The 24,766-nt window shown below is 35.2% G+C and carries 19 protein-coding genes; 3 read left to right on the forward strand and 16 right to left on the reverse strand.

The window, feature by feature from the left end:
• Positions 1 to 61: 61 nt before the first annotated feature.
• The gene (locus ABC255_RS20890; RefSeq protein WP_412996559.1) at positions 62 to 742 is read right to left on the reverse strand and encodes an LrgB family protein; all 681 of its coding nucleotides are present in this window, start codon (positions 740 to 742) and stop codon (positions 62 to 64) included.
• On the reverse strand, positions 720 to 1,217 hold the full coding sequence (locus tag ABC255_RS20895) for a CidA/LrgA family protein (RefSeq protein ID WP_412996560.1): 498 nt from the start codon (positions 1,215 to 1,217) through the stop codon (positions 720 to 722). The genes ABC255_RS20890 and ABC255_RS20895 overlap by 23 nt, the downstream gene beginning before the upstream one ends.
• A 131-nt stretch (positions 1,218 to 1,348) precedes the next feature.
• Between ABC255_RS20895 and ABC255_RS20900 the strand changes: the two genes are divergently transcribed.
• Complete coding sequence (locus ABC255_RS20900; RefSeq protein ID WP_412996562.1) at positions 1,349 to 2,236, forward strand: LysR family transcriptional regulator; 888 nt, start codon at positions 1,349 to 1,351, stop codon at positions 2,234 to 2,236.
• Between the two features lie 70 nt (positions 2,237 to 2,306).
• Here ABC255_RS20900 and ABC255_RS20905 read toward each other — a convergent pair whose 3' ends face one another.
• Together ABC255_RS20905 and ABC255_RS20910 are read right to left on the reverse strand one after the other, a co-directional pair.
• Positions 2,307 to 3,401 carry a mandelate racemase/muconate lactonizing enzyme family protein gene (locus ABC255_RS20905; RefSeq protein WP_412996563.1) on the reverse strand — a complete coding sequence of 365 codons (1,095 nt, stop codon included), beginning with the start codon at positions 3,399 to 3,401 and terminating at the stop codon, positions 2,307 to 2,309.
• A gap of 48 nt (positions 3,402 to 3,449) precedes the next feature.
• Positions 3,450 to 5,540 carry a hypothetical protein gene (locus ABC255_RS20910; protein ID WP_412996565.1) on the reverse strand — a complete coding sequence of 697 codons (2,091 nt, stop codon included), beginning with the start codon at positions 5,538 to 5,540 and terminating at the stop codon, positions 3,450 to 3,452.
• 135 nt (positions 5,541 to 5,675) lie between these two features.
• Here ABC255_RS20910 and ABC255_RS20915 point away from each other — a divergent pair, with 135 nt between their 5' ends.
• Positions 5,676 to 6,917, forward strand: coding sequence for a helix-turn-helix domain-containing protein (locus tag ABC255_RS20915; protein WP_412996567.1), 1,242 nt, complete (start codon positions 5,676 to 5,678; stop codon positions 6,915 to 6,917).
• Between the two features lie 95 nt (positions 6,918 to 7,012).
• On the opposite strand, the gene ABC255_RS20920 is transcribed toward ABC255_RS20915, so the two are convergent.
• The 12 genes from ABC255_RS20920 to ABC255_RS20975 form a co-directional block, all read right to left on the reverse strand.
• Positions 7,013 to 7,618, reverse strand: a complete 606-nt coding sequence (locus ABC255_RS20920; RefSeq protein ID WP_412996569.1) for a YesL family protein — start codon at positions 7,616 to 7,618, stop codon at positions 7,013 to 7,015.
• 21 nt (positions 7,619 to 7,639) lie between these two features.
• On the reverse strand, positions 7,640 to 9,136 hold the full coding sequence (locus ABC255_RS20925) for an ABC transporter substrate-binding protein (RefSeq protein ID WP_412996570.1): 1,497 nt from the start codon (positions 9,134 to 9,136) through the stop codon (positions 7,640 to 7,642).
• A 36-nt stretch (positions 9,137 to 9,172) separates the two neighbouring features.
• Positions 9,173 to 10,069 carry a carbohydrate ABC transporter permease gene (locus ABC255_RS20930; protein ID WP_412996572.1) on the reverse strand — a complete coding sequence of 299 codons (897 nt, stop codon included), beginning with the start codon at positions 10,067 to 10,069 and terminating at the stop codon, positions 9,173 to 9,175.
• A 14-nt stretch (positions 10,070 to 10,083) separates the two neighbouring features.
• Positions 10,084 to 11,049, reverse strand: a complete 966-nt coding sequence (locus tag ABC255_RS20935; protein WP_412996574.1) for an ABC transporter permease — start codon at positions 11,047 to 11,049, stop codon at positions 10,084 to 10,086.
• 198 nt (positions 11,050 to 11,247) lie between these two features.
• Positions 11,248 to 12,846: a response regulator transcription factor gene (locus ABC255_RS20940; protein WP_412996576.1), complete on the reverse strand. Its 1,599-nt coding sequence runs from the start codon at positions 12,844 to 12,846 to the stop codon at positions 11,248 to 11,250.
• Positions 12,847 to 12,904: 58 nt separating this feature from the next.
• The gene (locus ABC255_RS20945) at positions 12,905 to 14,587 is read right to left on the reverse strand and encodes a sensor histidine kinase (protein ID WP_412996578.1); all 1,683 of its coding nucleotides are present in this window, start codon (positions 14,585 to 14,587) and stop codon (positions 12,905 to 12,907) included.
• A 299-nt stretch (positions 14,588 to 14,886) separates the two neighbouring features.
• Complete coding sequence (locus ABC255_RS20950) at positions 14,887 to 16,047, reverse strand: ROK family transcriptional regulator (RefSeq protein ID WP_412996580.1); 1,161 nt, start codon at positions 16,045 to 16,047, stop codon at positions 14,887 to 14,889.
• A gap of 81 nt (positions 16,048 to 16,128) precedes the next feature.
• Entirely contained in the window at positions 16,129 to 18,387 is a 2,259-nt protein-coding gene (locus ABC255_RS20955; protein WP_412996582.1) for a glycoside hydrolase family 2 protein, read from the reverse strand.
• A 73-nt stretch (positions 18,388 to 18,460) separates the two neighbouring features.
• Entirely contained in the window at positions 18,461 to 19,105 is a 645-nt protein-coding gene (locus ABC255_RS20960) for an SDR family oxidoreductase (protein WP_412998604.1), read from the reverse strand.
• Positions 19,106 to 19,410: 305 nt separating this feature from the next.
• The gene (locus tag ABC255_RS20965; protein ID WP_412996584.1) at positions 19,411 to 20,901 is read right to left on the reverse strand and encodes an MFS transporter; all 1,491 of its coding nucleotides are present in this window, start codon (positions 20,899 to 20,901) and stop codon (positions 19,411 to 19,413) included.
• A gap of 238 nt (positions 20,902 to 21,139) precedes the next feature.
• Positions 21,140 to 22,003, reverse strand: a complete 864-nt coding sequence (locus ABC255_RS20970) for a sugar phosphate isomerase/epimerase family protein (protein ID WP_412996586.1) — start codon at positions 22,001 to 22,003, stop codon at positions 21,140 to 21,142.
• 42 nt (positions 22,004 to 22,045) lie between these two features.
• Positions 22,046 to 23,206, reverse strand: coding sequence for a Gfo/Idh/MocA family protein (locus tag ABC255_RS20975; RefSeq protein ID WP_412998605.1), 1,161 nt, complete (start codon positions 23,204 to 23,206; stop codon positions 22,046 to 22,048).
• 252 nt (positions 23,207 to 23,458) lie between these two features.
• Between ABC255_RS20975 and ABC255_RS20980 the strand changes: the two genes are divergently transcribed.
• On the forward strand, positions 23,459 to 24,727 hold the full coding sequence (locus ABC255_RS20980; protein WP_412996587.1) for a helix-turn-helix transcriptional regulator: 1,269 nt from the start codon (positions 23,459 to 23,461) through the stop codon (positions 24,725 to 24,727).
• The last annotated feature ends 39 nt before the right edge of the window (positions 24,728 to 24,766 follow it).

A 24,766-nucleotide genomic window follows, 5' to 3' on the forward strand; every position in this document is an offset into this window, starting at 1 on the left:
AGTAATACACGCTCATTTCTATATTACTTGATACACAAGTAAGCTATACATCCCCTATCCATTAAAGGAGATTGTAGATTATTGGAAGTATAATAGAGGTGAGGATTGCAGCAGCACCGATTGCAACACTGGATACAGCTCCTTGTAATGTTCCCTCTGCTGCAGCTTGGCTTGTTCCGATACCATGTGACACAGTTCCAATTCCCAGACCTCGTGAGATAGGATCGTGAATCTTAAATAATGTTAATAACAGTGAGCCAAAGGCAGCTCCAAAGATTCCTGCAGTAATAACAAGGACAGCCGCTAATGAGGGATCTCCGCCAATAATAGTGACAATTTCTATAGCGACTGGGGTCGTAACTGCCTTAACCGCAGAAGTTCTCTGTATGATTTCGGAAAAGTTTAGTAGTTTTGAAATCCAGATTGCAGAAGCTATGGTAGCAAAACACCCCAACATTAAACCCGATAAAACCTGTAACCCTTTTTCCTTAATGACGAGTCGATTTTTGTACATAGGAACGGCAAGCGCAACCGTAGCAGGACCCAGCAAGTAAGTCAACGATTCTTTAGCAGGTGTATATTCCACATAGGTAATATCCGCTGCCCTTAGAACGATTATGACAATAATCGTTGCTAACAATACTGGAGTGGTAAAAGGGCTGGTGATATTCCTATATAATCCTCTCGCACCAATGTAAATGAGTATCGTTAAGCTGATATTAAATAGAGTTAGACCTGCCATGTTTTTGAATCTCCTTTGAAGACAAGTATTGTGTGATTCCAGAAGTTACAACTAAACCTATAACCGTGCTTCCAACAACCATAAGAAGTAATTGCCAACCACTAGTTTTAATTAAGTCACCATAAGTCATTAAACCTACTGCATATGGAATAAAAAATAATGCCAGGTGTCTAATTAGATACTCTGCAGCCTTTTCAATATAGTTTAACTTTACGATTCGCATCGTTAAGCTTACGAATAACAGAATCATCCCCAGAACATTACCAGGAAGGGGCAGGTTTGTTAATTTTGCTATGTAATTTGATCCAATATAAATGAAAATTAGAATAAACAATTGTAACAAAAAGAGAACAGCATTTTTCACGTCATGAACCTTCCTTCTATAATGAAGTAATGTGTAGATTAAGAACCAGTTTTCTTTTGTTAGTTTGTTAAACTTTGTTCTGAACGTTTCGAAAAGTGATTTCTTTTTCAACTACTTACTAACATCTTTCTTATTTTCTATTATATAATGCATATATAGATTCGAAAAATACATATTTCGCATTACAATTATTCATTTTAGCTATAACCCTAACAAACTATCATCTCCGAAAGGGTGTTTTTATGGATATAAGGCATTTAGCTTATTTTTCAGAAGTTGCTAAACATTTGAGCTTTACCAAGGCTGCTTCTACTTTACATGTGTCTCAACCTTCCCTCAGTAAAGCTATAAAGCAAATTGAGTCAGAACTAAGTGTCCCCTTATTTTACAGGTCTAAACAATTAGAATTAACCGATGCTGGAAAAGCAGTGTTAGTTAACGCCAAGCATGTACTTGAGGCTTTTCAGAATCTAACTACGGAACTGACTGATATTCTTGAATTAAAAAAGGGTGAGATTAAGATTGGTATCCCGCCAATAGTAGGGCCAGCCTTTTTTTCTAAATTGATCAGTAAATACAAGGAGCTGTACCCCTATATTGAAATCATTTTGACTGAAGTTGGATCAAAAAAAATAAAAGAAGGTATAGAAGATGGGTCGTTAGATATTGGGCTAATTTGCAATTTACCGGTCAACAATGGAAAATTTGAGTTTATGAAGGTTACTCATGACCCATTAAAGCTGGTAGTTCATAAGCAAAACCGATTAGCAAGCAATACAGAAGTGGAACTATCGGATTTGATAAATGAGCATTTCATCTTATATCAACAAGACTTTTCTCTTTACGACCGCATTATAGAGGAATGCTTGAGTAAAGGCTATCACCCAAAAGTAGTATGTAACAGTTCCCAAAAGGATTTTATAGTGGAGATGGTGGAAGCTAAATTAGGTGTTACTCTTTTACCTAGTAGAATTGCTCATTCTATTCATAATCCAAACATCACTGTACTTGATTTAATGAACTCCACTCTTAGTCTAGAACTTGGCTTAGTATGGAGGAAAGATAAATATTTACCTTATGCTGTTCGTGAATTAATTTCCTTATCAGAAGATTTTATTAAAGCAAAGTAACTATTTTACAACCGTATCCTTACAAAAATGGAAGCAAGGACAAGCATTTGTCCTCGCTTCCATTTTTGCATTACCTATAGTTTTCACTGATTTGATATGTTGCTTTTTCAAGCCATTCTGGTCTTATCTGCACACCCCATCCTGGTCCATCGGGGATTTTCACTTTCCCATCACTTACATTAAAACTAGTAGTAAACAATTCTTCCTCCCATGGACGATTTTCAATTGAGTATTCCATGAACTGACCAGCATTTGGAATGGCAGCTGCAAGATGCATTGTAAAAACAGAAATCATGGACAGATTGGCAGAATGGGGCGTACAAATCATACCAGCCTCCTCTGCCATGTTAGCGACTTTAAGTGCCCTGCTTAGTCCACCGATATAGCATATATCTGGTTGTACGATATCAACAGCATTCATGTTAATCATTCTTTGAAACTGTACCAAATCTGTATCTTGTTCTCCACCAGCTACTGCAATATCCAACTCTTCAGTTACTTGTTTAGTCCATTCTAAATTAGGAAATGGACATGGTTCCTCATAGTGTACCAAACCATACTGTTCTAACAATCTACCTACCTCAATAGCGCGTGTAGGTGTAAATGCACTGTTAGCATCTGCATACAACAACGTTTCCTCCCCCAATGCCTTCCGTACCGTTGGTATGATCTGTTCTGTTCTGCCTGGATATACATCTACGTCATTGCCAAAGTTATTGCCGATTCTAAATTTAAATGCTCGAAAGCCATATTCTTGTTGCATTTTCTTCAATCGTTCACTTTCATCTTCTGGACTTATATTTCTTCTCATGCTAGAACCGTACACTTCTATCGGACGGTGTTCGCCTCCGAGCAATTCGCAGACACTTTTACCGAATTGTTTTCCCTTTAAATCCCACAGTGCCGTCTCAAGACCACTTAATGCCCTGCATAGATAAGAACCATAATATTTATGTTCTGCTCTCATGATTTCTTCTACAAGCTGGTCAATGGTATCAATTTCTTTTCCCAATACATGTCGGGAAAGTTGTTGATGCACAATCAGTGCGGAAATATTCGCATGATAGGGGGCCGTTTGACCAAAACCTTCATAACCGTCTGTACTTCTCACACGAACAATCGTCACATAACCTGTAGAAAACGTTTCTATGCTCTTAATTTTCATTTGATATACACTCCCTTTTCCATTAAAACGAACAAAAACCGCTTCCTTCTATTTACGCCCAAGGACAAAGTCAATATCTTCTAAAACCTGTGGACGGAAACGCTTCCAGGAGAATGGCGTATCGCCAAGGTGCATCAATGGCTGCTCCACATAATGAGATGAGGTCACCTCAATAAGATCGTCCCAGTGCTTAATAGCGTGAGGTGATTCTAACCATTGTAATGCTTTTTGCCGTTCAGACTCATCTCCTGTCTTAAGGAAAGTTTGGTAACAGACCCCAGCACGAAGTTTATCTGCAAAATATAATCCTAATAATGCCCAAGCTTTGATATCAGCCTTTTCGCAGCATAAAAGTGGTAAATCATTATTTATCGATGCAATCAACTCAAGGCCGTGCTTTGAATCTTTCTCTAATAAATCTGCTAATTGAATGGGTGTTACAAATCCTTCAGTCGAATCTTGATTCATCTTACGATCAACATAATCACGAATTGAAAGATACGTTGATTCAATTGGTCTCGTATTTAATAAATCTTCAAGCGATATAAACGCTTTCCCCGAGTTATATCCTGAAGTATCTGTAGAAAGAAAACCTTCCGCATATAAAGTAAAATCCCATAAGATTAAATAAGAGGATGCAAGTGCCAATGGCATTTTACTAACAGACGAATATGCATGAAGTAACGGATGTCCATTGGATTTACCGTATCGGCGGCCCAGTGCATTTGCAAACACCTCATCAGGTGTTGAAGGGTCGAATAATAATCTCCCCCATAACATGTAGTACAGCCAATGTTTTTCGAACGCGTATGTCCATTGGAAATGATCACTATCCCTGTAGTGAGAATAATCATAAGCCGGAATAAAGCACTCAGATCCGATAAAATATCCTCCTACATAATCATGACCGTTTTCCTTAATATGTTCCCTTATAAAATCTGGCTGAGCCCAACGTAATGTAAAGAAATCCTCATTACGAGCCATCCATGTTACTTTGTAATTTTTCGGATCTGGATTCCAATATCCCTTTAACCCATCGCTTCGTCCCCCATGCGTTATTCGTAACTTTGGAGTTGAATAGGCATGAGACCAATTAAACTTTAGTTCCAGCCAGACTGGTTCAGGTAAAAAATCAATCTTCTCCATAACATTTCTTGTAAGAGATGTATCAATGGTAAATGGCGCACGATAAATGTACTTAACAGGTCTGCTGGCGTCCTTCATTCCTTGATAATAAACATCCTCCACCCATAACTGACGCTCTTCTGGTGACATGTCGCCCATTCTTTCACCTAAAGAAGTGCCCAATCCAGTAAGATCCGGATACTCATCAATCAACTGTGTCACACATTCACGATTGTATTGTTTGATTTGCTCAGTAGAATAAGACTCACCAAGATGGTAAAACTTTTCATCACTAATGGCATTCTGGTCGTAGTGTTCTCGGAATGATTCAGAGACGAAAATGTTCCAATTTACTAAATATGTTTCAATGCCACGATCTTTTGCCATTCGAAATAAGGCAGTCCAAAAATGCTTCCATTCCCCCATTTCTTCATCGGTAAACGGAGTAGCTTTAGGAAAACTTTTGGGTTTTATCATATATGGAAATGGATGCATACTCCATAGGGTTAGTACGTTATAACGATTTTCAGCCATCATATCCAAAAACGATTTCCAAAACTCAAGATCACGGACAGTTTCTTTTTGTACTTCAAAACTATCATTTTGCCTGTAGGATGACCAAGGAAGGTTAAATTTCAATGCGCGGAACGAAAATTTTGGATTAATGATACATTCGTTTACGCTGGTAAGGTCACCGTGAGTCTGAAGCTGCTCACAGAGCTCCAAAATTCCGTACATTGCACCAGACTCTTCGGAAGCCAAAATAAATATAGTAGTATTTCCCTGATGAACTGCCCGTTGGATTTGAAAACCTTCTGAGCCTACAGATAGATCAACATTCAATCCAAAACTTTGTTTCCCTTCACTGTTCGTCAAAATAATAATATTGTGTGTGTGTGGATCTTTTTTGGTGCTAACGTTCCACATTTCACCCATTTCTGTCATTATTGCTTTTAATTTATCGATTGCAAATTTTACCTTTGACGATTCTACCGGATATGTAAGTGTTATCATTCCACACCATTCCTCTCTTTCACTCCATTTAACTCTTCGATATTAAAATATTCTGTGAATTTATATGGTATTTTAGTATCTTTCTTAGTATTATTAATTAAAAAATAGAATCGTATTTACCCAGGGGGATCATATATGAGCACTTACTTCGAAAGTATAAATGATATGTGTAATCTCGTTGCTGAAACATTTGATATACCTGTTTTCTTTATCAATTCAAAAGGGAAAGTAATCTATGAAAACTTAAGGAATCAATCGCTAAATCCATTATACGAAAACCAAAAGGAAAAATTTTTCAACCCGTTAAACTTTCGCTCGAGTGTAAAGTACCAATTCCCAGTTATAAGGAGATCCGTATTTTCCGAGAAATATATTTTGATTAGTGCATTTAATAATCAGGCTTTTGAAGGAACTTTGATCATTGGACCTACACTTGCGGTACCATTATCTGAAGAAAAAATAAATGGCATTGTTAACGACTCCCGTGCTTTTTTTTATCGTGAAGAAGTATTTCATTATTACAAATCAATAGCGATAATAACATCTGAAAAGCTAATAAATATGAGTGTATTCATCTATCATTTGATTAATAAACAATTACTTTCAGTTAATTTCGTAATGAATGAGAATTCCAAACTAATTGAAATAACCCCAAAAAATGAACAAATGAACATAGTTGGTTCTCATAATCTACAATCTCATGTCTTTCATGATCGACTTTTTGAAAAGAAAATCTTAACTATTATAAAAGAAGGAAGAGTCGAGGATATAAAAGAGCTTTCTTCTTTTAATGAAGAAGAAGCTAGTATTTTATCCAAGTCTAGTTATCTTCGATCCATTAAAAACCATGTGATTACCCTCATCACTTTAGTTTCTAGGGCTTCCATTGAGGGCGGATTACATGATGAAATTGCTTTTTCCTTACATGATCGCTTTATCCAACAAGTCGAGGAAGTAAATAGGATTGATGGAGTTAAACACTTGGCGAGAGACGTTTTATATACATTTGCAAGTAAAGTAAAACAAGTAAAAGATGAACGTTATTCCAAAACAATAACTGCTTGCAAAGATTATATTTACAAACATATTTATGAGAATATTAACCATAATCAAATTTCCCAAAAGGTTGACCTAAGCCCCAAATATTTGTCAGCCTTGTTTAAAAAAGAAGTTGGCATTACAGTTAGCGAATATATTCAACAAACCAAAATTGAAGAGGTAAAAAAGTTACTTGCCTATAGTAAAACTCCTATATCTGAAATCTGTTCACTACTAAATTTTAATGACCAAAGTTATATGACTAGGGTATTTAAAAAAGTTGTCGGGATAACTCCAAAGCAATACAGGGAAAGACATCATCTTTTAGAAAAAAAATAACCCTACAGTTATCCTGTAGGGTTATTTTCTGCAGGAGCAATGATATATGAACTATATAGATTTTGAATTACTCCTAAATAAATAGAAGCTTGCTCTTAATACTTTTCAAAAATATTTCTGAATAAAATGGAACCAAAATATGCATATATTGCTACACCTATCGTAGAGAATATAATCATTAAGGGTACAGATACATAAAATCCATATAACATGATCATCAATAATACTGCAATGGCAATGCTGGCTGGCAAGTGGGTTAACGACATAATTACCGCATTCTTCAGCGTTCCATAAATGGTGTTACTATACTTCGCCAATATTGGGAATGTAAATATCAACATGAAAACATAAATTGTTAATGCAATTGAGAAAAATGCAGTAAATATATAGCCCCAAGCATTGTCCATTTGCAGAAAGTATTTAATGTCCCCAATCAGAATAATACCCACTATTAAAAGAACAAATTCTATTATTATACTTTGTTTTAAATTTTGCTTAAACGCAAGCCAAAAACTATTGATAATGTATCCCTCTTCATTTCTTACCATCTTTAAAGATACATAATATAATGCAGAAGTGGCTGCACCCACAGTTACGATGGGTAAACTGAAAATAATCCAGAGTATATTTAATAGAAATAAATTCATTACTTTTGTTGCAAATCTGAAGAAACGATTGTCAATATCGAATAAACCTGCCATATTATTATCCTCTTTTATTTCTTATTTCTGTGTTTTTGCCCAAGCATCTAATTGTTTCTGCTTTTCATCAATAATTTTTTGCAGGCCGGCTGCGTACAATTCATCATTAATAATTTTAAGATATTTGTCCGGGTCCAAGGCACCGCCCTCGAGTAACTTTTGGTACTGTTCCATTACTGCTGTACATGAAGCTATTTCAGTCTTAACTGGCTGGGGATCAAACATAAACCCAAATGCCTTTGAAGTTTTAGTATTCTTTTTCCATTCTTCGAAAGCACTATTATATTTCTCTATATCTCCGCCAAGTCCAACTAACTCTCTCATCTCTATCGGATACTTCTCGCCATCTCCCCAGATTGGCCAATACTGTAAGAAAGTTTTCGAATTGCTCTTGGAAGTGTCGATAGAACCATCACTATTTTTTGTAAAGTGTTCGCCTTCAATTCCAAACTTGAGTAGTGTTGCGAGTTCCTGATCTTCAAAAGTAAGATTTAAAAATTGTATCGACTTTTCTGGTCTTTTAGCAATAGCAGGAACTGACCAAATATAGGTTTGCCTATTAGTCGTTATGTCAACTGGTGCATGAATGGTGGCATACTGTTTAGGTACTTTATTTCCAAGTTGCGCGTTAGCAAAATCAGTAGAGTTTGGAGCAGCAAAAAGCTTGTTAGCATCCATCATCTCCGTTGGAGTAGTCTGTGTTGTCGCAAAGTCCTTAGAAATATAGCCTTTTTGATACCATTCTCTAACTTTTTTAACAGTATTAATATATTCCTCCGTTTCAAGCATATTAACAACTTTTAAATCCTTTGTCCCTGCATCTCTTAACACCCCAAAGCCGTCACCAAGGTTATCAAAGTTTAATAAATAATAAGATACCCCTGTAGGGAAAAAGGTTTGTACATCTGGTTCGGAAGCATGAATCTTTTCTAAAATCGGATCTAAATCATCTACTGATTTAATTTGAGAGACATCAATATTATGCTTTTTTACGAGACCATCATGCAGCCAGAATCCCTTAGCCTGAACATAACTTCTTTTCCCAGGGATACCATACAGTTTTCCATTTACCTTTGTTACCTCTAGAATATCTCCTAAACTAGTTTGAATATCTTTACCATATTGATCAACAATTTCATCAAGCGGTCTAATCATGTTAGTACTAGCATATTGTGTTATATATCTTGACCCTGGAAGCATCATAATCAAGTCTAGCTTTTCACCGCTTGAAGCTGCCAAAGTATAGGTATTTGCCATAGCCGAGACGGCTACAGGCTTAAACTCGACTTTAGCATTGATCTTCTTTAATGTAATTTCATTCACTTTTTCCTGAACCTTTGCTAAATCACCAGGAGTATCACCATTTACAGCATACGCCACAGTAAGTGTAAATGGTTCCTCATCAAAATTGATACCATCTCCCTTGGAAGAAGTATTTGTCTCTTTGTCACCACTACATCCAGCAAGTGCAACCATTAAAATAACCGATAACAATAGACTTAAAATCTTGTTCCTCATAAAAATCCCCCTTTTATATTAATTTTAGGAAACACCTTATTCTTTAACTGCCCCTTCTGTCATACCTCTAACTAACCATTTTTGAAGGAATGGAAAAACCAAAATGATGGGTAAAATACCTACTACTGCCATTGCCATTCTAATTGTTGTTGATGGTAATTCTGCGGTACTTAGTGCTGATGCCGCATTTCCTAAATCATTACTTTGCAGGAATTTAATATTTTCATTGATATTGTTCAAAATAGTTTGGATACTTTGTAATTTACTGTCATGGCTTAGGTAATATAAACCATTCGTCCAATCATTCCAATACATAAGTGCAAGCGGCAGACCTATTGTAATGATGATGGGTCCAGATATAGGAAGGACGATTTTGAAAAATGTCTTTACTTCGCTCGCTCCATCAATTTTTGCTGCTTCAAGCAATGTACCAGGTATCGAATTCTCAAAATAATTTCGGAAAGTCATGATAAAGTATCCATTTAACATCAGGTTTGGTATGAGTAACCCCAAAATTGTGTTTTTTAGATGAAATATCTGAGTATAGATTATATATTGTGCTGTCAGACCGCCATGAAACATCATGGTAAAAGTCACAATGAAAAGTAACATACTTCTACCAGGCAAATGTTTCCTGCTTAGAGTCCATCCAATCAATGCAGCCATCGTGGTCCCAAAGAATGTGCCAACACAAGTCACTATGATTGTTACCAGGTACCCGCTCCCTATCATTTCCCATTGATCAAAGATATATTGATAGGCTGCCAAAGATAATTTTTCTGGAAAAAAACTATATCCATTTCTTACAACAGACTGTTCAGCTGAAAAAGATGAAATGATCAGTAGGACGAAGGGGATAATGGCAAGAAAAGCCATTATAATGAATAGGATATGTCCACTTAATTCCCACTTTTTATACCTGCCGAGTTTCACTGATCCCCACCTCCTTAAAATAATTTATCATCCTTGCTGAATTTTCGAACAACAGCATTCGCTGAGATTAAGAGTATAAATCCTACTAATGATTGGAAAACCCCTGTAGCTGATGCCATAGTGATATCACCAAGCTTCATCAATGCTCTAAAAGAATATGTGTCTATTGTGGTTGTTACATTATATAATGCACCAGAATTCATTGGAATTTGATAGAATAGTCCAAAGTCTGAATTAAACATTCTGCCTACCATTAACATTGTCAGCAATAAAATTACGGTCTTAAGTGAAGGCAAAGTAATGTATTTTATTTGCTGCCATTTTGTCGCACCATCAATTTCTGCAGCTTCGTAGTACTCACGAGGAATAGACACGATACGAGCGGTATACATCAATAGCGAATAGCCAATCCCATGCCAGGTATGTATAAACAGCAATATGATAGGCCAATATTTGGGCTCCTGATACCAAGATATCGCATCGATTCCCAATGGTTTTAAAATGGAGTTGTTAATAAAGCCGGTTTCATTACTGAGAAACGCAAAGCCTAAATAACTGACGATTACCATTGAAATGACATAGGGTATTAAAGTCGCGGACTGATAAATTTTTCTGGCAGTTTTATTTAAAATTTCGTTGAATAATAATGCAACGGTTAAACCGAAACCGATGCCAGAAACAATGAACAGTAAATTATAAAGGACTGTATTCCTAATCATGATCCAAGCATCACTAGTTGAAAATAAAAATTTAAAATTATCCAGACCTACAAAATCCCCATTGAATACCCCTTTTGAGTAATCCAGTTCCGTGAAGGCTAATTTCATCCCATATAACGGCATATAGTTATTTACGAATAAATAAATCAATGCCGGAACAGCCATTAAATACAACGGAATAAATTGCTTATACTTAACTTTTTTCTGCTTTGTTACAATTTTGGTTATTTTAATTTGTTGTTTTGTTTCTGCTGTATACAAATATATACCTCCCTGCTTTTTTTGCTATTTTCTGAATTCTTAAATTAATTATAGCGCTTTCAAATCAGTAACCATTATACTTTATCCGACTTGTTTGATTTACATTTCCGACTTTTACTATTTTCATTTTGGCATGGTATGGAATTGATCTTCTGGCTATTAAATAAAAGAAAAACAGATGAAAAAGACATTCATCTGCTATACCAATTCCTTTTTATATAATTTTTTAAATTGTTGCGGCGACATATCAACAATCTTGGTGAAAATCCTGTTAAAGCTGGAATAATTATAATAACCCACTTCCAAAGCAATTTCTCCAATCGTTTTGTCCGTTTCTATTAACAGTCTTTTCGCTATATCCATTCTACGATTAATGATATATCTGCTAATAGAAACACCTGTTTCTTTTTTAAAAATTCTCGTGAGATAATCTGGATTTAAGTGAACCTTCTTGGCTAAATCATCCATCGATGTTTCTTCCGATATATGACTTTCAATATATTTTTTAGTTTTATTAACTGGATTGTCTATATTCTCATTTTCTTCTACGTAATCCTTTATTATATTGATTGTGTACTCTACCCACTTCAATAAATCATCTAAAGAAATGAATGCATTTTGGAATATCTTATTGGAGGTGTTATCACCAAACAATTCACTTAAAAAAACATTATGCTTTGCTGCGAATGACATCAGTACAAAGTAAAAATCCTTATAAAAATTCTGTAAGAATTTTCGATCTATTTTCCTCAAATTTTCCTCTGCAGTTAGTATCGCCTTAATTTCATTTAATAATGTTACAAATTCATTTTTCTGAATGAACTCACTCCATTTTGTAAAATTCGAGTTACTGTACTCAATATGATAGTGTCTGAACGTACGTAAAAGATATATATCCTTATGGAAAGCTACATTGTTAAAATCTATCAACTGCATTTTCTCGATTTGATTAGGAATTGATATGATATTGTCTTGATTCCCTATATAACAGCTGATGGTCATCTTAAAATAATTTCTTATGACTCTAATCAATTCCTCACATCCTGCCTTGATTTCCTCTGTGAGGTCTCTGCAATATTTGGTTTTATTGATGTTGAACATGATTAAAATAGAGTTTTCTGTAAACTCCATCACTTCTTTATTGGTCCCCCCTATTTCAAAGAGTTCTTCCGAAATATTTTTTATGGAGAATTCCAATAATCTTTTTTCATTCCTTCCCGAATCCTCAGGATATTTTTTTATACATACTAATACCGGAATAAATGTTTTTTCTATATCGATTCCAATTTCTTTAGCTTGTATATATTTTAAAAGGCTCTCCTTATCCGGAGAAATATCTCCAACAAAGAAATCCTTCCAAAATTGTTTTAGAACTATTTTCTTATTTTCAACCCAAGCTCCACTGTTTTTTCGTAAATTTTTCTCGTATCTTACTTTCTCTATCGCCTTAGTGACAGTTTGAACTACCTTTTCATAGTTAAGCGGTTTCAAAAGATAATCCAAGCTCCCCAATTGGATGGCCATCTGAGCATATCTAAAATCCGCATGACAGGTCATAAAAATACACTCCACCCCAGGCTTGTTTTCCTTGATCCACTGTAATAGCTCAAGCCCCGTCCCCCTTGGCATTTCAATATCACTGAGCACAATATCTATATCATTCTTGTTTAATTCCTCCATTGCCTGTTTCATACTTGCAGCAGTAAAAACGCAAGAAATGGCTAACAGATCCCAATTTATTCCTTTTTTTACTGCCTCAATGGCACTGATTTCATCATCTACTAAAAGAATATTCATTCCGAAACACCCTTTCTTCTATTATTTTTCATAGATTGATATCAGTTTTTATAACCTATTAAGTATCCATACTATCAAACAATGCAGGCAAAGTTAGCTCGGATATGGCTCCGCCATCATTATAAAATTTCCAACTGCCCTTTCCATCATATAAGATTTTGATGCGCTGCACACAATTGGAAATACCAATATGGTCCCCGAGAGAATCTGTTATTTTCATTCCGGAATTTAACTGCTCAAGCAGCTTAGCTGGGTATCCAATACCGTTATCAGTGATAGTTATTTTTGCAAAAGGGTAATATTCGACCTCAAAATATTCCACTCTGATAGAAATATGAATCACCCTAGTCATTTCAATGGCATATTTAATGGAGTTTTCTACAAAGTTCTGAATGAGCATTGGAGGAATCAACATATCCTCTATTAGTCGATTTACTTCTAAAGTATAGGTGAACTTATTTTTATAACGTACTTTTTGTATTTCAAGGTAATCAGATATATGATTAATCTCCTCAATAAGAGGGACAAAATCATTATCAATTTTTGTCCTAAATCTGAAGAAGTCTACCGAATTTAGAATTAGCTTTTTGGCAGTATTTAGGTCTCCAGTTTGAATCAGATTATTTACCATATTTAAAGAGTTAATCAAAAAGTGAGGATTTAACTGCGATTGGAGATTTCGCAGCTGCGATTTTTGTACTTTAATCTGTTCCTCATATATACTGATTTTTAGGTTTTGTACTGTATCCATCATTTCATTAAAGGTAGCATTGACCATCTCTAGCTCATTGGAACTTTTTTGGAGTTTCATTCTGTGTGTAAGATCTCCTTTTCGTACTCTAGCCATTGATCTGGTCAACTTCCTTAAAGGGTTAACTACCGTCATATTCATCAGTAATATTAATACAGGCAGCATCAAAGCGAAAATAATAGAAACTAGTAAAATATATCTTTGTACTATGGGTAATGTTTTTTCTATTTCTGCCTTTGATAGAGTCTCTCCCAATAAAACGTTTGCAACGGAGGACTGGCTAGTTATTAGTACATGATCCTTTTGTTGATTTGCTATTACATTATTAAAAGAATCTGATGAAATAAATATTAATTTTGTCTTAGTTAAATTCTTTCTATTATATTTACTTATCAATTTATCTGTATTTGTATACGATCCAGCAATGATATCTCCATTACCGTAAGACATATTTATCAAACCATTATTTTTATCTATTCTGGTAGTAATCCAGTTTGATTTTGGGGATGAGGCAGTCGAACTACCCAATTTCGAACGGGTAATCACATAACCTTTTAATGCTGATAACTCACTTTCCGAAACACTATTTTGTGACGCAATTATGTAATAATCTCCACCTTTCACATATAAAAAAAATGCATCTATTAAGTTGTTTGAAAGCAATCTGTTTGTTTGGTTCATAAAAATCCTGTGTTTGGCGAATGCAATATCGGTTTCGTCGCTGTTAGCCACTAAAATCTTTGGATCGACATGAAATAGGGCCATATCTAGTGAATAAGTCATTGAGTTTTTCAACTGCGAATCCAGCTGGAGCATATATGAGTCCAACATATTTCTGTGGGTATCTTCTACTTGCTTTAAAAGAGATTCATGAGTTTGATAGTTGTAATATATAAGCACTGAAATAAGAGGAGTAAGAACAATAATGATATAAAAAACAATTTTAAAAGAAATGGAATTGTATAATTGCCGATATTTTTTATTTTCCATTTGTCCCTCCGTAATAGTAACCCGTGTATACAAGGCTCACAATAAAATGAATATTCTGAATACTATAGTGGCACTTTATTATTTCCAAATCGCTAAAATTATCATATTTAATTGTACCTTTTCCCCTTTGGTTGTGTAAAAGGGGCACTATTTATTCTTAAAAAGTAAAAATAATGCCTATTACCGCTTTTCCTTTTGGATTAACAGATAATAGGCAGTATAAGTTTGATTCTTTATATGGTTGTTGCTTTTGTACTATAAACCAAAAATCGTTTAGCTGCAGAAGAGTAACCTATATTTTAAGCAACAGGTAAGCTTAACTCTGGGATTTCTAAAAATTTCTTTATAGCTAGTGCACAGGCACCCTTGACACATGCATTTGTTCCAAGTTTTGATAATAATATCTCTTTATAACTACTAATCGAGGAGGTTAGTTTCAATTTAATTTTACTTTCTGCTTCAGGAAAAAGTTTCAATAGTTCGCTATTTAATACCACCGTCTCAGGGTTTAGCAAATTAATGATATTATTTAATCCGACTACGATATACTTAATAAACTCATCGATTTCATGCATGACTACTGGATCTCTAGCCTTAATAAAATTTTTGACATCCCTATAGTCCAATTTTGATTGATCAAGTTTTTTCATTAATCGTTTAAAGAAGCTGCCTTCAGAAGCATAAAGCTCCCAACAACCAGAATTACCACAATTACAAGCTTTGCCAGCAGGATTGATAATCATGTGACCAATTTCTCCTGTGTATCCAAGATACCCTTTTACCAATTCCCCATTCACTAAGACACCTAGACCTATTCCAGAATACATATTAATACTAATTAAATTCTCACTAGTCTGGCAACTAAATACTTTTTCTGCAAATGCGCATAAATTTGCATTATTTTCAATAGATACTGCCAAATCTAAATGCTGCTCAAGGTCTCCCTTTAGGTCCATGTTATGCCATTTATGCTGTGGAACAAAACCTATAGTTTCATCAATCTTTACAGTTCCATGAATTCCAATAACGACACCGACAATTCCATAACGACTTTGAGAAAATGTTTCCTTATATTTATTAATTTGGCTTATTAAGATTTGAAGTACCTCATCATAGTTCGAGTTTCCTAACTCTACTTTATCGGAATGAACTGGTTTTCCTATTAAATCAGAAACAGTAAATGTAATATCCCGATAGTCCAAATCAATCCCTATTGCATAACCAGCATGGTAATTGAGAGAAAGCATGATTGGCTTTCTCCCAACATGGTAATACTCCTGACGGGTCTCAATAAGTAAACCTTCCTCAATTAAATGTGATACCTGCGTTGATATAGTGGCCTTCGTTAACTTGGTTATAGCAGCTAAATCTACCCTCGAAATCATTCCATGTTTTATAATATTAGCTAAGATTACGCTTTTATTGATTTTCTTCATATGAGCTGGAACAGCAATTTCCATAAAAATTACCTTCTATTCTAATGGATATCTATCTAGAAACCATAGTCAATAATTTAAACAGTTAAGAAAAAGGAAAATATATTAAATTGAATAGTTTTCTTCTTTTTGCTCAACAACGATATCATTTACTTTCTTGACTCGATTTAAAGATTTGTTGACTTCAACAACCATAGACTTCGGAATAGATCCACCTGCTTGCTTAATAAGAGCTTCAACCGTCATGGCATTCATAGCCTTTGCCATGGATTTGGATTGTTTTACTTTTTTTGCGACGTCTCCACGCTTTGACTTTACATAGAGTATCATATCATCTAAAATTTTGGCTGCTTCAGGGGATTTCCGTATATCTGCCATGACATCTTTAATAGAATAATAGCCTTCTGGACAATTCATGTCTGGCTCATCAAACCAATTAATAACTTCTCTTCCCTCTAACTGATAAGCCTTATTTGGTTCTGTTACTTTACATATGGTAATCTCATCTGAACAATTACCTGCTTTTACTTCAATCTTATGGTTACCCTGTAGTTTCACTTTGAATGTAAATACTTTATCACCACTTTGCTTTTCTACAAATTCTCCGTTATTATATAGTTCAACAGTGTCATAATTTGAATAGACCTTAACTTCCGTTTCTTCTTCATGACGTTCTATATAATTCCTTCCACATAAATGTACAAAGGGTTCTTTACTCCAATTTGCTTTATAGAGAAAGAAAGCATCCTTCTTATATTTTCTATCAAAAGTAACAAGTCCCTTTTGGTTTATTCCGTTCTTGCCGCCCTCATCTCGGCCGTCTGCTGCAAAGTCAAACATATTCCATACATGAGTCGACCAAAGATAAGGACGTTCTGCACTCATTTTTATCAAATGCTCATGATATACACACTGGTATTGTTCCGTATAATCTCCTTTCTCAGGCATTGCCGATTGTAATCTAGGATTAGCATCTGCGCCGTACTCAGCTAAACCAATAATTTTATCTGGATATTTTTTATGGAAGTCATCAAAAAATACATCATTATCAGTCACGTCCCCTAAGTACCATCCATAATAAAGATTGTAGGACATAACATCAGGTAAAAATACCAAAGGTTCATCAATTTCAAGCATAAAAGCATGAGCCATAGTGGTTGGTCTAGTATGGTCCATTTTATGTGCCAAATCATTTAATATCTTATGATTCTCCATTAGATCATCAGTTACACCTGTAACGGAAATCTCATTCGATAATCCCCAGCAGATAATAGACGGATGATTAAAATTCTGTACGATTAATTCTTTCATTTGACTAATTGTATTCTCTCTTCCATTTGGCATGTGTTCAGTAATGTAAGGTATTTCTGCCCAAACGATCATTCCATATTCGTCACATAAGTCATAAAAGTACTGGTCATGTTGATAATGTGCGAGACGTATAGTATTTGCACCTATTTCCTTTATCAGTTCCATATCCTCTTGCATCATTTCTTTCGTAATGGCGTTTCCAACACCGATTCTATCTTGGTGACGAGATACACCCCTAAGAGGATAAGGCCTGCCATTTAAGAAGAATCCTTTATCCTTGTCAAACGAAAAAGTTCTGCAGCCAAAACGGCTATCAACCTCATCAATTACGTGACCATTTTTGATAAGTTCTGCTTTTGCTTGATATAAATATGGATCCTCCACTCCATCCCATAAGTGAACTTCTGAAACGATCAAACTACCAGAAGCAATTCCATTTATCACAGGTACTTCTACATTTCCCACACCAGAGATTGTATAACGAACAGCTTCAGCTTCCCCTGAAATATATGATGTTAAAGATACAACCGCAGTTTTCTCATTTATCTCAGAAGTTATTTGAAATCCATTCCCTCCAAAATAATCCATATCAAAATGGCTGTTAGGCACGATTACCATGTATACATCCCTATATATCCCACCATAAAATGTGAAATCAGCCATCTGCGGGTATACCCTGTCATTAGGTCCATTATCAACAGAAACTACCAGCTCATTTTCTTCTTGCAAGGTGTCTGTTATGTTTATTCTAAAAGTAGAATAACCCCCATCATGTGTACATAATTTATGATTATTCACCCAAACCTCTGCTGTAGAGTTTGCACCTCTAAATTCCAAATATACCTGATCACCATTATCGTATTCTGGTTTAGAAAAAGTCTTCCCATACCAGCAGGTGCCCCTGTAATAATCATTGCCTCCATCTTGTCCATCAATGGCATTCCATGTGTGAGGAATATTAACTTTATCACCTGGTGCTGTAAATACTTCCGCAGCTCCAACATTTTCCTTTACAAATTTCCAATTTTCATTAATAAGTATTGTTTTCCTCATCGTAACTCCTCCTAAATCCTTCATTACTAATCGATTATCATAGTGTATTACTTCTGTTATTGCTTTTACATATTTACAGTTCCGCTAATTGTCCTCCATCCAAGATATATTCTGACCCCGTTGAGTAGCTGGAGTCTGAAGAGGCTAAGAACATAACAAGCTTTGTTACTTCTTCCGGTTGTGCTGCCCGTTGCATTGGAATTTCTTTGGAAAGGTGCTCGATAATCTGTTCTGCACCTTTCTGTACCGTCATCGGAGTTAAAATAAGACCAGGATGAACCGTATTTACTCTAATACCTTCGCCAGCCATTTCTAAAGCTACTGCTTTTGTCATTCCTCGAAGCGCAAACTTAGAAGCTGAATAAGCTGCTGAACCGCGACTTGAGCCTCGGAAACCAGCTAAAGAAGAAATATTGATAATGGATCCGTCTTTTGTTTTAAGCATGGATGGTAACACAGTTTTCATTCCTAGAAATACGGAAACCTGGTTTATATCAATGACTTTACGATATTCTTCCTCCGACATATCTAGTATAGATTTCATTAAAACAATACCGGCGTTGTTCACTAAAACATGGATTGGGCCAAATGTATTTTCAATATCATCTACGACCGCTTCCCATTCTGCCTGATTGGTTACATCATGATGATAAAACTTCACTTGTTCACCAAGTTCCGCAGCTAATTTTTCTCCTTCTTCTACTAAAATATCGGATATAGCAACTCTTGCTCCTGCTTGAACAAATGCTCGAGCGTGAGCTGCCCCATACCTCTTGCACCACCAGTAATTAAAACTACCTTGCCATCAAATTTCCCCATAAAATCCCTCCCATTTACTTAACCTAGCTTTTATGTTAATTCTTAAACACCATCAAATATTGTAGTTTAGTACTTTTTTTATTAACATTGTAATAGTATCTATGAATTTACCATTTGAAATTTTATCTTTTAAGTCAATGAAAAACCGATTGAGGAGCACTGTTTATTTATTGTCCTTAATCGGTTTTTTAGTCCTGCCTGGTTTTAATTCAGGTTTTCATATATATCTATATTTTCTTTTTTTGCACTTGCTTTTATTTCAGCAATTCCCTTTTGAATATCTTCCATTTTCTCTGCATTCAGCTTATAAAACTTCATTGTAGTAATGGATACCAATAAACAAACAGCCGGTAAACCGAATGCTAGTAATAATGTTACAACGTACAATGGTGTAGTTAACGCTTCGCCAACTTCAGGGAATTTTTCTTTGTAGCCTATGATACCAACGATGACACCGACAATTGTTGGAGCTAACGATGAAACAAGCTGATCAATAAACGAGAAAATCGTGCCCATCATACCTGGTACATATCGTCCTGATTTATTTGTTTCATAATCAGAAACATCCGCAATCATTGGAATAACCAGTGTTGTTGGAATCCTTGAAAAACCGGTTGCTAATGCCATTAAAACTAGGAATAAGATAGTTGTTGCTCCAATATTCGATAGTGAAATAGATGATGGATCATCAATTAACAAGAATAGAGCAATTAATCCCAAGAAGGAAAGCACCCCTACCCATGCTGACAGGATATATGATTTCTTTAAACCGTACTTTTTAGCAATTCCGACTGCTGCAAAGGTAATTAATATTCCAGGTACTAACGTTATAAGACCTATTTTACCGCTTAAAGCATAATCTCCTAATAAAATACCGTACAACATAACACCGACGACAGAATAGCTAGCAATAGTTAATCCTAATTTATCAAAAGCTGCGGAAAGTGAAAGCATTTGCAGCGGTCTATTTCCTTTAACTACGCCCCAATATTCACGTAAAGTGGTTTTTGTCCCTTCTTCTCCCAAACCATAATATTCTTTTTTATCTTTTGACCAAATACCTATGATTGCCAATACCGCTAATATTCCAGAAAGAATAAGTCCATAAAAGCTTAATTCTGTAAATACAGAAAGAGTAAAGCCACCATGTTTTTTAACTAGATAAGCTGAAACGTAAAGATGACCACCAACAAAAAATACAGCATTAAAGATTCCATCAAAAATCGCATACAACGGCCTCTGTTTTGGATTATTGGTTAAGACCGTTTGGGCTGCCTTCGTAACACTAGTTTGTAGTGAATAACCAATTTTGTTGATAATTAACATAGCTGTAAAGAATAGAAACTGCATGGATTCTGGCAGATTATGAGTGACACTGTAAATCACAAGAATACTGCCTGCCGAAATAATGTTTCCTATTACAATCAACGGTGAATATTTTCCAAATTTCCCTTCCGTTTTATCAATAATATAACCGATCGCGGGATCGATGACGCCGTCGAATAACCGTGCTGCCATTAATAGTGAACTAACAACCATAACAGCAAGTCCAGCAATCCCTGTTGCGTAATACGTAACAAAGGTTAAAATAAGCATATGAAGATTTGTAGAGCTGTTATTTAAAGTAAATAAGGCAATTTGCCACAATTTTGCTGTGTTGTATGTTTGTCCACTGTTTAATGTAACATTTGACATAATATTAGCCCCCTTAAAAATAAAACGTTTCTATTTAACAGAATACTATGAATATTGACATAGAAGTAATCCCCTCAAAAACTTGTCCACCCCTATGTTCTATTAATCACTATTAGTCTTCTCAAATTTTTTTATTGGGTTATCCCTAATCCAAAACAGCTTATAATCTTAAAAAAAATATATAATAACCAAGACATTTAATAAATTAGATTAGTAAACTAAGTAACTATAGATTATTTTAGAACCATTCTGCATATCCAAGTTTTCTTAAATAATCTGCTGATGTTTTTAAGCAATCAAACGGATCTCTGCCATAGACATCATCCTGCTCGATTAGGAAGTACTGTGAGCCGCTGGCAAGGCCGGCTTCAATAATACCTTTAAGGTTAAGGCTTCCCTCACCAAGCTCGGCGAATTCAATGACACCATGGAATGCTTGATTGAATTTACTTCGGTCGAACCCCCCCTCTAACACTCTGTAATCAAACTGCCCAATACGGTAGTCCTTTAAGTGAATCAATGCTACCCGACCTTCGAATTTATTGATTACCTCCACTGGGTCTAAACCTCCACGATGAACCCAGTGAACATCTATTTCAAAACCAATTTTCGAGGTATTATTCTTAATAATATCTAATAAGTATTCACCATCATATTTTTGGAATTCGACATGATGATTATGATAATAAAGGTCAATTCCATGCTCTGCTAATTTTTCTGCTACTGATTCCGCCTTTTTGACAAATTCTATAATTTTATCTTTGCGGCCAATAGCCGAAAACGGTACCATACCAATTCGTAAAAAATGGCAGTTTAATGTCTTACAGTCGTTTACAATCTTTTCAAAATCAGTGGTTAATGTTTCACCTGGAGCACCTGGATATACTGGATCAACCCCGGCAGTTAGCGCGGCTATTTTTATATCAAAGTCCAGACTTGCCCTTTTAAGCTCAGCAACATTTTCAGCACTCATGGGAATTTGTGAAACCTCTACAGCTCCAAAACCCAGCTCATGTAATTTTCTCATGGTTTCATAAACACCAAGTTCATCTACTTTGCTTTTTAGCATCATCATTTGTACGCCAATTTTGCCCTTTTTCATTTCCTATTCCTCCACCCCTAAGTGCGTTTTGAATGAATTTAATTATTGTTTTACAGGGTATTTATTTTCTTCAGCAATTCTTTTATTTAGTTCGGTTAAGAATAATTCTTCATCAAAAGGTAATTCTACTTCTTTACCCAGCCAGCTTGATAGATGTATCGCATTGGCTAATGCTACACCGTTAATACCATCGCTGCCAGGAGCTAATAAAGGGGTATCTTCTAGAATCGCCGCTGCAAAGTTTTCCATGACGGAAATATGCTGAGCGCCCCATACGCTGTTAAACTCTATTACTTCTTCAGAGTATATTTCACTTGGATTACCGCCCATGACACTTCTCATCACATCCCGTATATCCATGGTTAAACTCATTTCATTCTCTGGTTTTACTAAGCGTTTGATACTAACTTTCTTACTGCCGTAAACGACAATTTTCCCTTTGTCTCCTAAAATTTCAAAGCGGTCTGTTCCGATTACGTCATGTGTGCATGTGATAAATACCCCAGTTGCACCGTTACCATAGTCAAGAACTGCGGTTACTTCGTCTTCAACTACAATATCCCTTTGGTAACCAAATTTTACATGCGAATATACTTTTTTCGGCATTCCGCAAATCCACTGTAATAAGTCAATTTGGTGTGGTGCTTGGTTTACAAGCACACCGCCGCCTTCCCCGCCCCAGGTTGCCCTCCATTCACTTTGATCGTAGTAACCCTGTGATCTCCACCAAGTCGTAATCATCCAATTCGTACGACGGATCGTACCAATTTCACCATTGTCTATAATTTCTTTTACTTTTTGATAAAGTGGATTAGTCCGTTGGTTGAACATAATGCCAAACTTTACTTCAGGTTTGGCTGCTGCAAAATCATTTAATTCTTTAACTTGTTTTGTATAAACACCAGCCGGCTTTTCCACCAATGCATGAATATTTCTTTTTATTGCTTCTATGCCCATTTCAGGATGCAGATAATGCGGAACACATGTCACGATTGCATCTACTTCACCGCTTTCAAGCATTTCAATATAGTTGTCATAAAAAGGAACGTCAGGATACTTTTCCTCTGCCAGCTGTTTTTTCGCAGGATCGTTATCACAAATAGCTCCCAGCACCATATTCTTAACTTTTCCTTCTGTTAAGAACCCAGAATACGCTCCGCCTTGTACGCCTAACCCGATAACTCCTAATCTTACATTTGCCATGCTGCCTTTCCTCACTTTCAATCGTTTCTAAAAACTCTGCCAACGCTTAATAATGCTTCCACTTATATAGACTTGTACTCTCTTATCGCCACCCCCAATAATTTCCTTTCGACTCTGTAAGTTTAAGTTGGAAGCACTTTCAAATATAGAATAAATGAATTCTATAAACCTTTATTGCATTCTAGTACTTTTTTTTTTAATATAAGAATAAAGTTTTAGAAATTTATTAAAATTCTAATTTAATAGGGAATTATGTCTTTTATTGGGGATGATACATTGATCGCTAACACCGAAAATATTAGAAGTAAATGTAAACTTATTGTAGATATTTTAAATTTACCGATTTTCTTTATTGACCCAAACGGAAATGTAAAATATGAAGATCCAAATCATCAAGCTTTGAATCCTTTATTATCTAACGAAAAAGAGCACTTCTTTAAACATTTGGATTATCATTTCGGTAAGGATTTCCATTTTCCTGTTATTAGGAAATCATCGTATTTTGATAAATACATCTTAATTAGTGTGGTGAATGATGAAGTTTTCGAAGGAACTGTAATAATTGGACCCATTCTTTCTTATCCATTATCTGAAGATAAGATTGATGTCATAATCAATGATACCCATGCATTTTTTAAACGTGAAAGTGTAATGAAGTATTACAAAACTTTGCCAATTATAGAATCTGAGAAACTAAAAAGTGTAAGTATTTTTGTCCATCACTTATTTAATAACGAACTAATTTCTCCACAATCTGTTAATGAGAGTTCCGTATCTACAAATACTAGCAAGTTAATCGAAAAAGTGCACTTTGACGTTTCTGAAAATTTGAAATCGAATGTAATTCGGCGTGACGGTTTATTTGAAAAGAAAATCTTACAAATCGTAAGAGAAGGAAGGGTAGAGGACTTAAAAAAGGTCGCTTCCCTAAGGAAAGAAGAAGAGGTTGTAAGTATTTTATCAAAATCAAGCTATATTCGCTCACTCAAAAACCATATTATTTCTCTCATAACTTTAGTCTCACGGGCAGCTATTGAAGGGGGCCTAAATGAAGAATTAGCTTTTTGTTTACATGATAGTTTTATTCAAAATCTAGAGGATATGCAAAGATTAGATGAAGTTAAGGGAGTAGCAAGAGAAGTTCTTACTACATTTACCAAGAATGTAAAACAAATAAAGGATGAAAACTATTCCAAAACAATCATTTTCTGTAAAGACTATATTTATAAGAATATTTATCAAAAGATAAACCATGATGATATAGCCGAAAAGGTCGACCTGAGCCCAAAGTACTTGTCTATATTATTTAAACGTGAGACTGGCATTTCTGTCAGTGATTATATTCAGAAAACTAGAATTGACGAAGCAAAAAAATTGCTCATTTACAGTAAAACCTCAATATCAGAAATAGCTGCATTATTACAATTTAACGATCAAAGTTATTTTACAAGAGTTTTCAAAAAAATATGTGAAATCACTCCTATGCAATATAGAGAAAGACACCATCTAATAGATAAATGAAGATCCAGTGTGAATTGATCTTAACGCAAAATACTACTA

This window comes from Neobacillus canaveralius, assembly GCF_047237705.1.
Classification (GTDB): Bacteria; Bacillota; Bacilli; order Bacillales; family Cytobacillaceae; genus Neobacillus; species Neobacillus niacini_K.

What these genes read in the sequence shown, in the direction of transcription:
- ABC255_RS20965 (WP_412996584.1), bottom strand. Translation starts at nt 20,901, where the DNA reads ATGTCAAATGTTACATTAAACAGTGGACAAACATACAACACAGCAAAA.
- ABC255_RS20890 (WP_412996559.1), bottom strand. Translation starts at nt 742, where the DNA reads ATGGCAGGTCTAACTCTATTTAATATCAGCTTAACGATACTCATTTAC.
- ABC255_RS20955 (WP_412996582.1), bottom strand. Translation starts at nt 18,387, where the DNA reads ATGAGGAAAACAATACTTATTAATGAAAATTGGAAATTTGTAAAGGAA.
- ABC255_RS20905 (WP_412996563.1), bottom strand. Translation starts at nt 3,401, where the DNA reads ATGAAAATTAAGAGCATAGAAACGTTTTCTACAGGTTATGTGACGATT.
- ABC255_RS20925 (WP_412996570.1), bottom strand. Translation starts at nt 9,136, where the DNA reads ATGAGGAACAAGATTTTAAGTCTATTGTTATCGGTTATTTTAATGGTT.
- ABC255_RS20910 (WP_412996565.1), bottom strand. Translation starts at nt 5,540, where the DNA reads ATGATAACACTTACATATCCGGTAGAATCGTCAAAGGTAAAATTTGCA.
- ABC255_RS20900 (WP_412996562.1), top strand. Translation starts at nt 1,349, where the DNA reads ATGGATATAAGGCATTTAGCTTATTTTTCAGAAGTTGCTAAACATTTG.
- ABC255_RS20975 (WP_412998605.1), bottom strand. Translation starts at nt 23,206, where the DNA reads ATGGCAAATGTAAGATTAGGAGTTATCGGGTTAGGCGTACAAGGCGGA.
- ABC255_RS20950 (WP_412996580.1), bottom strand. Translation starts at nt 16,047, where the DNA reads ATGGAAATTGCTGTTCCAGCTCATATGAAGAAAATCAATAAAAGCGTA.
- ABC255_RS20920 (WP_412996569.1), bottom strand. Translation starts at nt 7,618, where the DNA reads ATGGCAGGTTTATTCGATATTGACAATCGTTTCTTCAGATTTGCAACA.
- ABC255_RS20945 (WP_412996578.1), bottom strand. Translation starts at nt 14,587, where the DNA reads ATGGAAAATAAAAAATATCGGCAATTATACAATTCCATTTCTTTTAAA.
- ABC255_RS20940 (WP_412996576.1), bottom strand. Translation starts at nt 12,846, where the DNA reads ATGAATATTCTTTTAGTAGATGATGAAATCAGTGCCATTGAGGCAGTA.
- ABC255_RS20970 (WP_412996586.1), bottom strand. Translation starts at nt 22,003, where the DNA reads ATGAAAAAGGGCAAAATTGGCGTACAAATGATGATGCTAAAAAGCAAA.
- ABC255_RS20915 (WP_412996567.1), top strand. Translation starts at nt 5,676, where the DNA reads ATGAGCACTTACTTCGAAAGTATAAATGATATGTGTAATCTCGTTGCT.
- ABC255_RS20980 (WP_412996587.1), top strand. Translation starts at nt 23,459, where the DNA reads ATGTCTTTTATTGGGGATGATACATTGATCGCTAACACCGAAAATATT.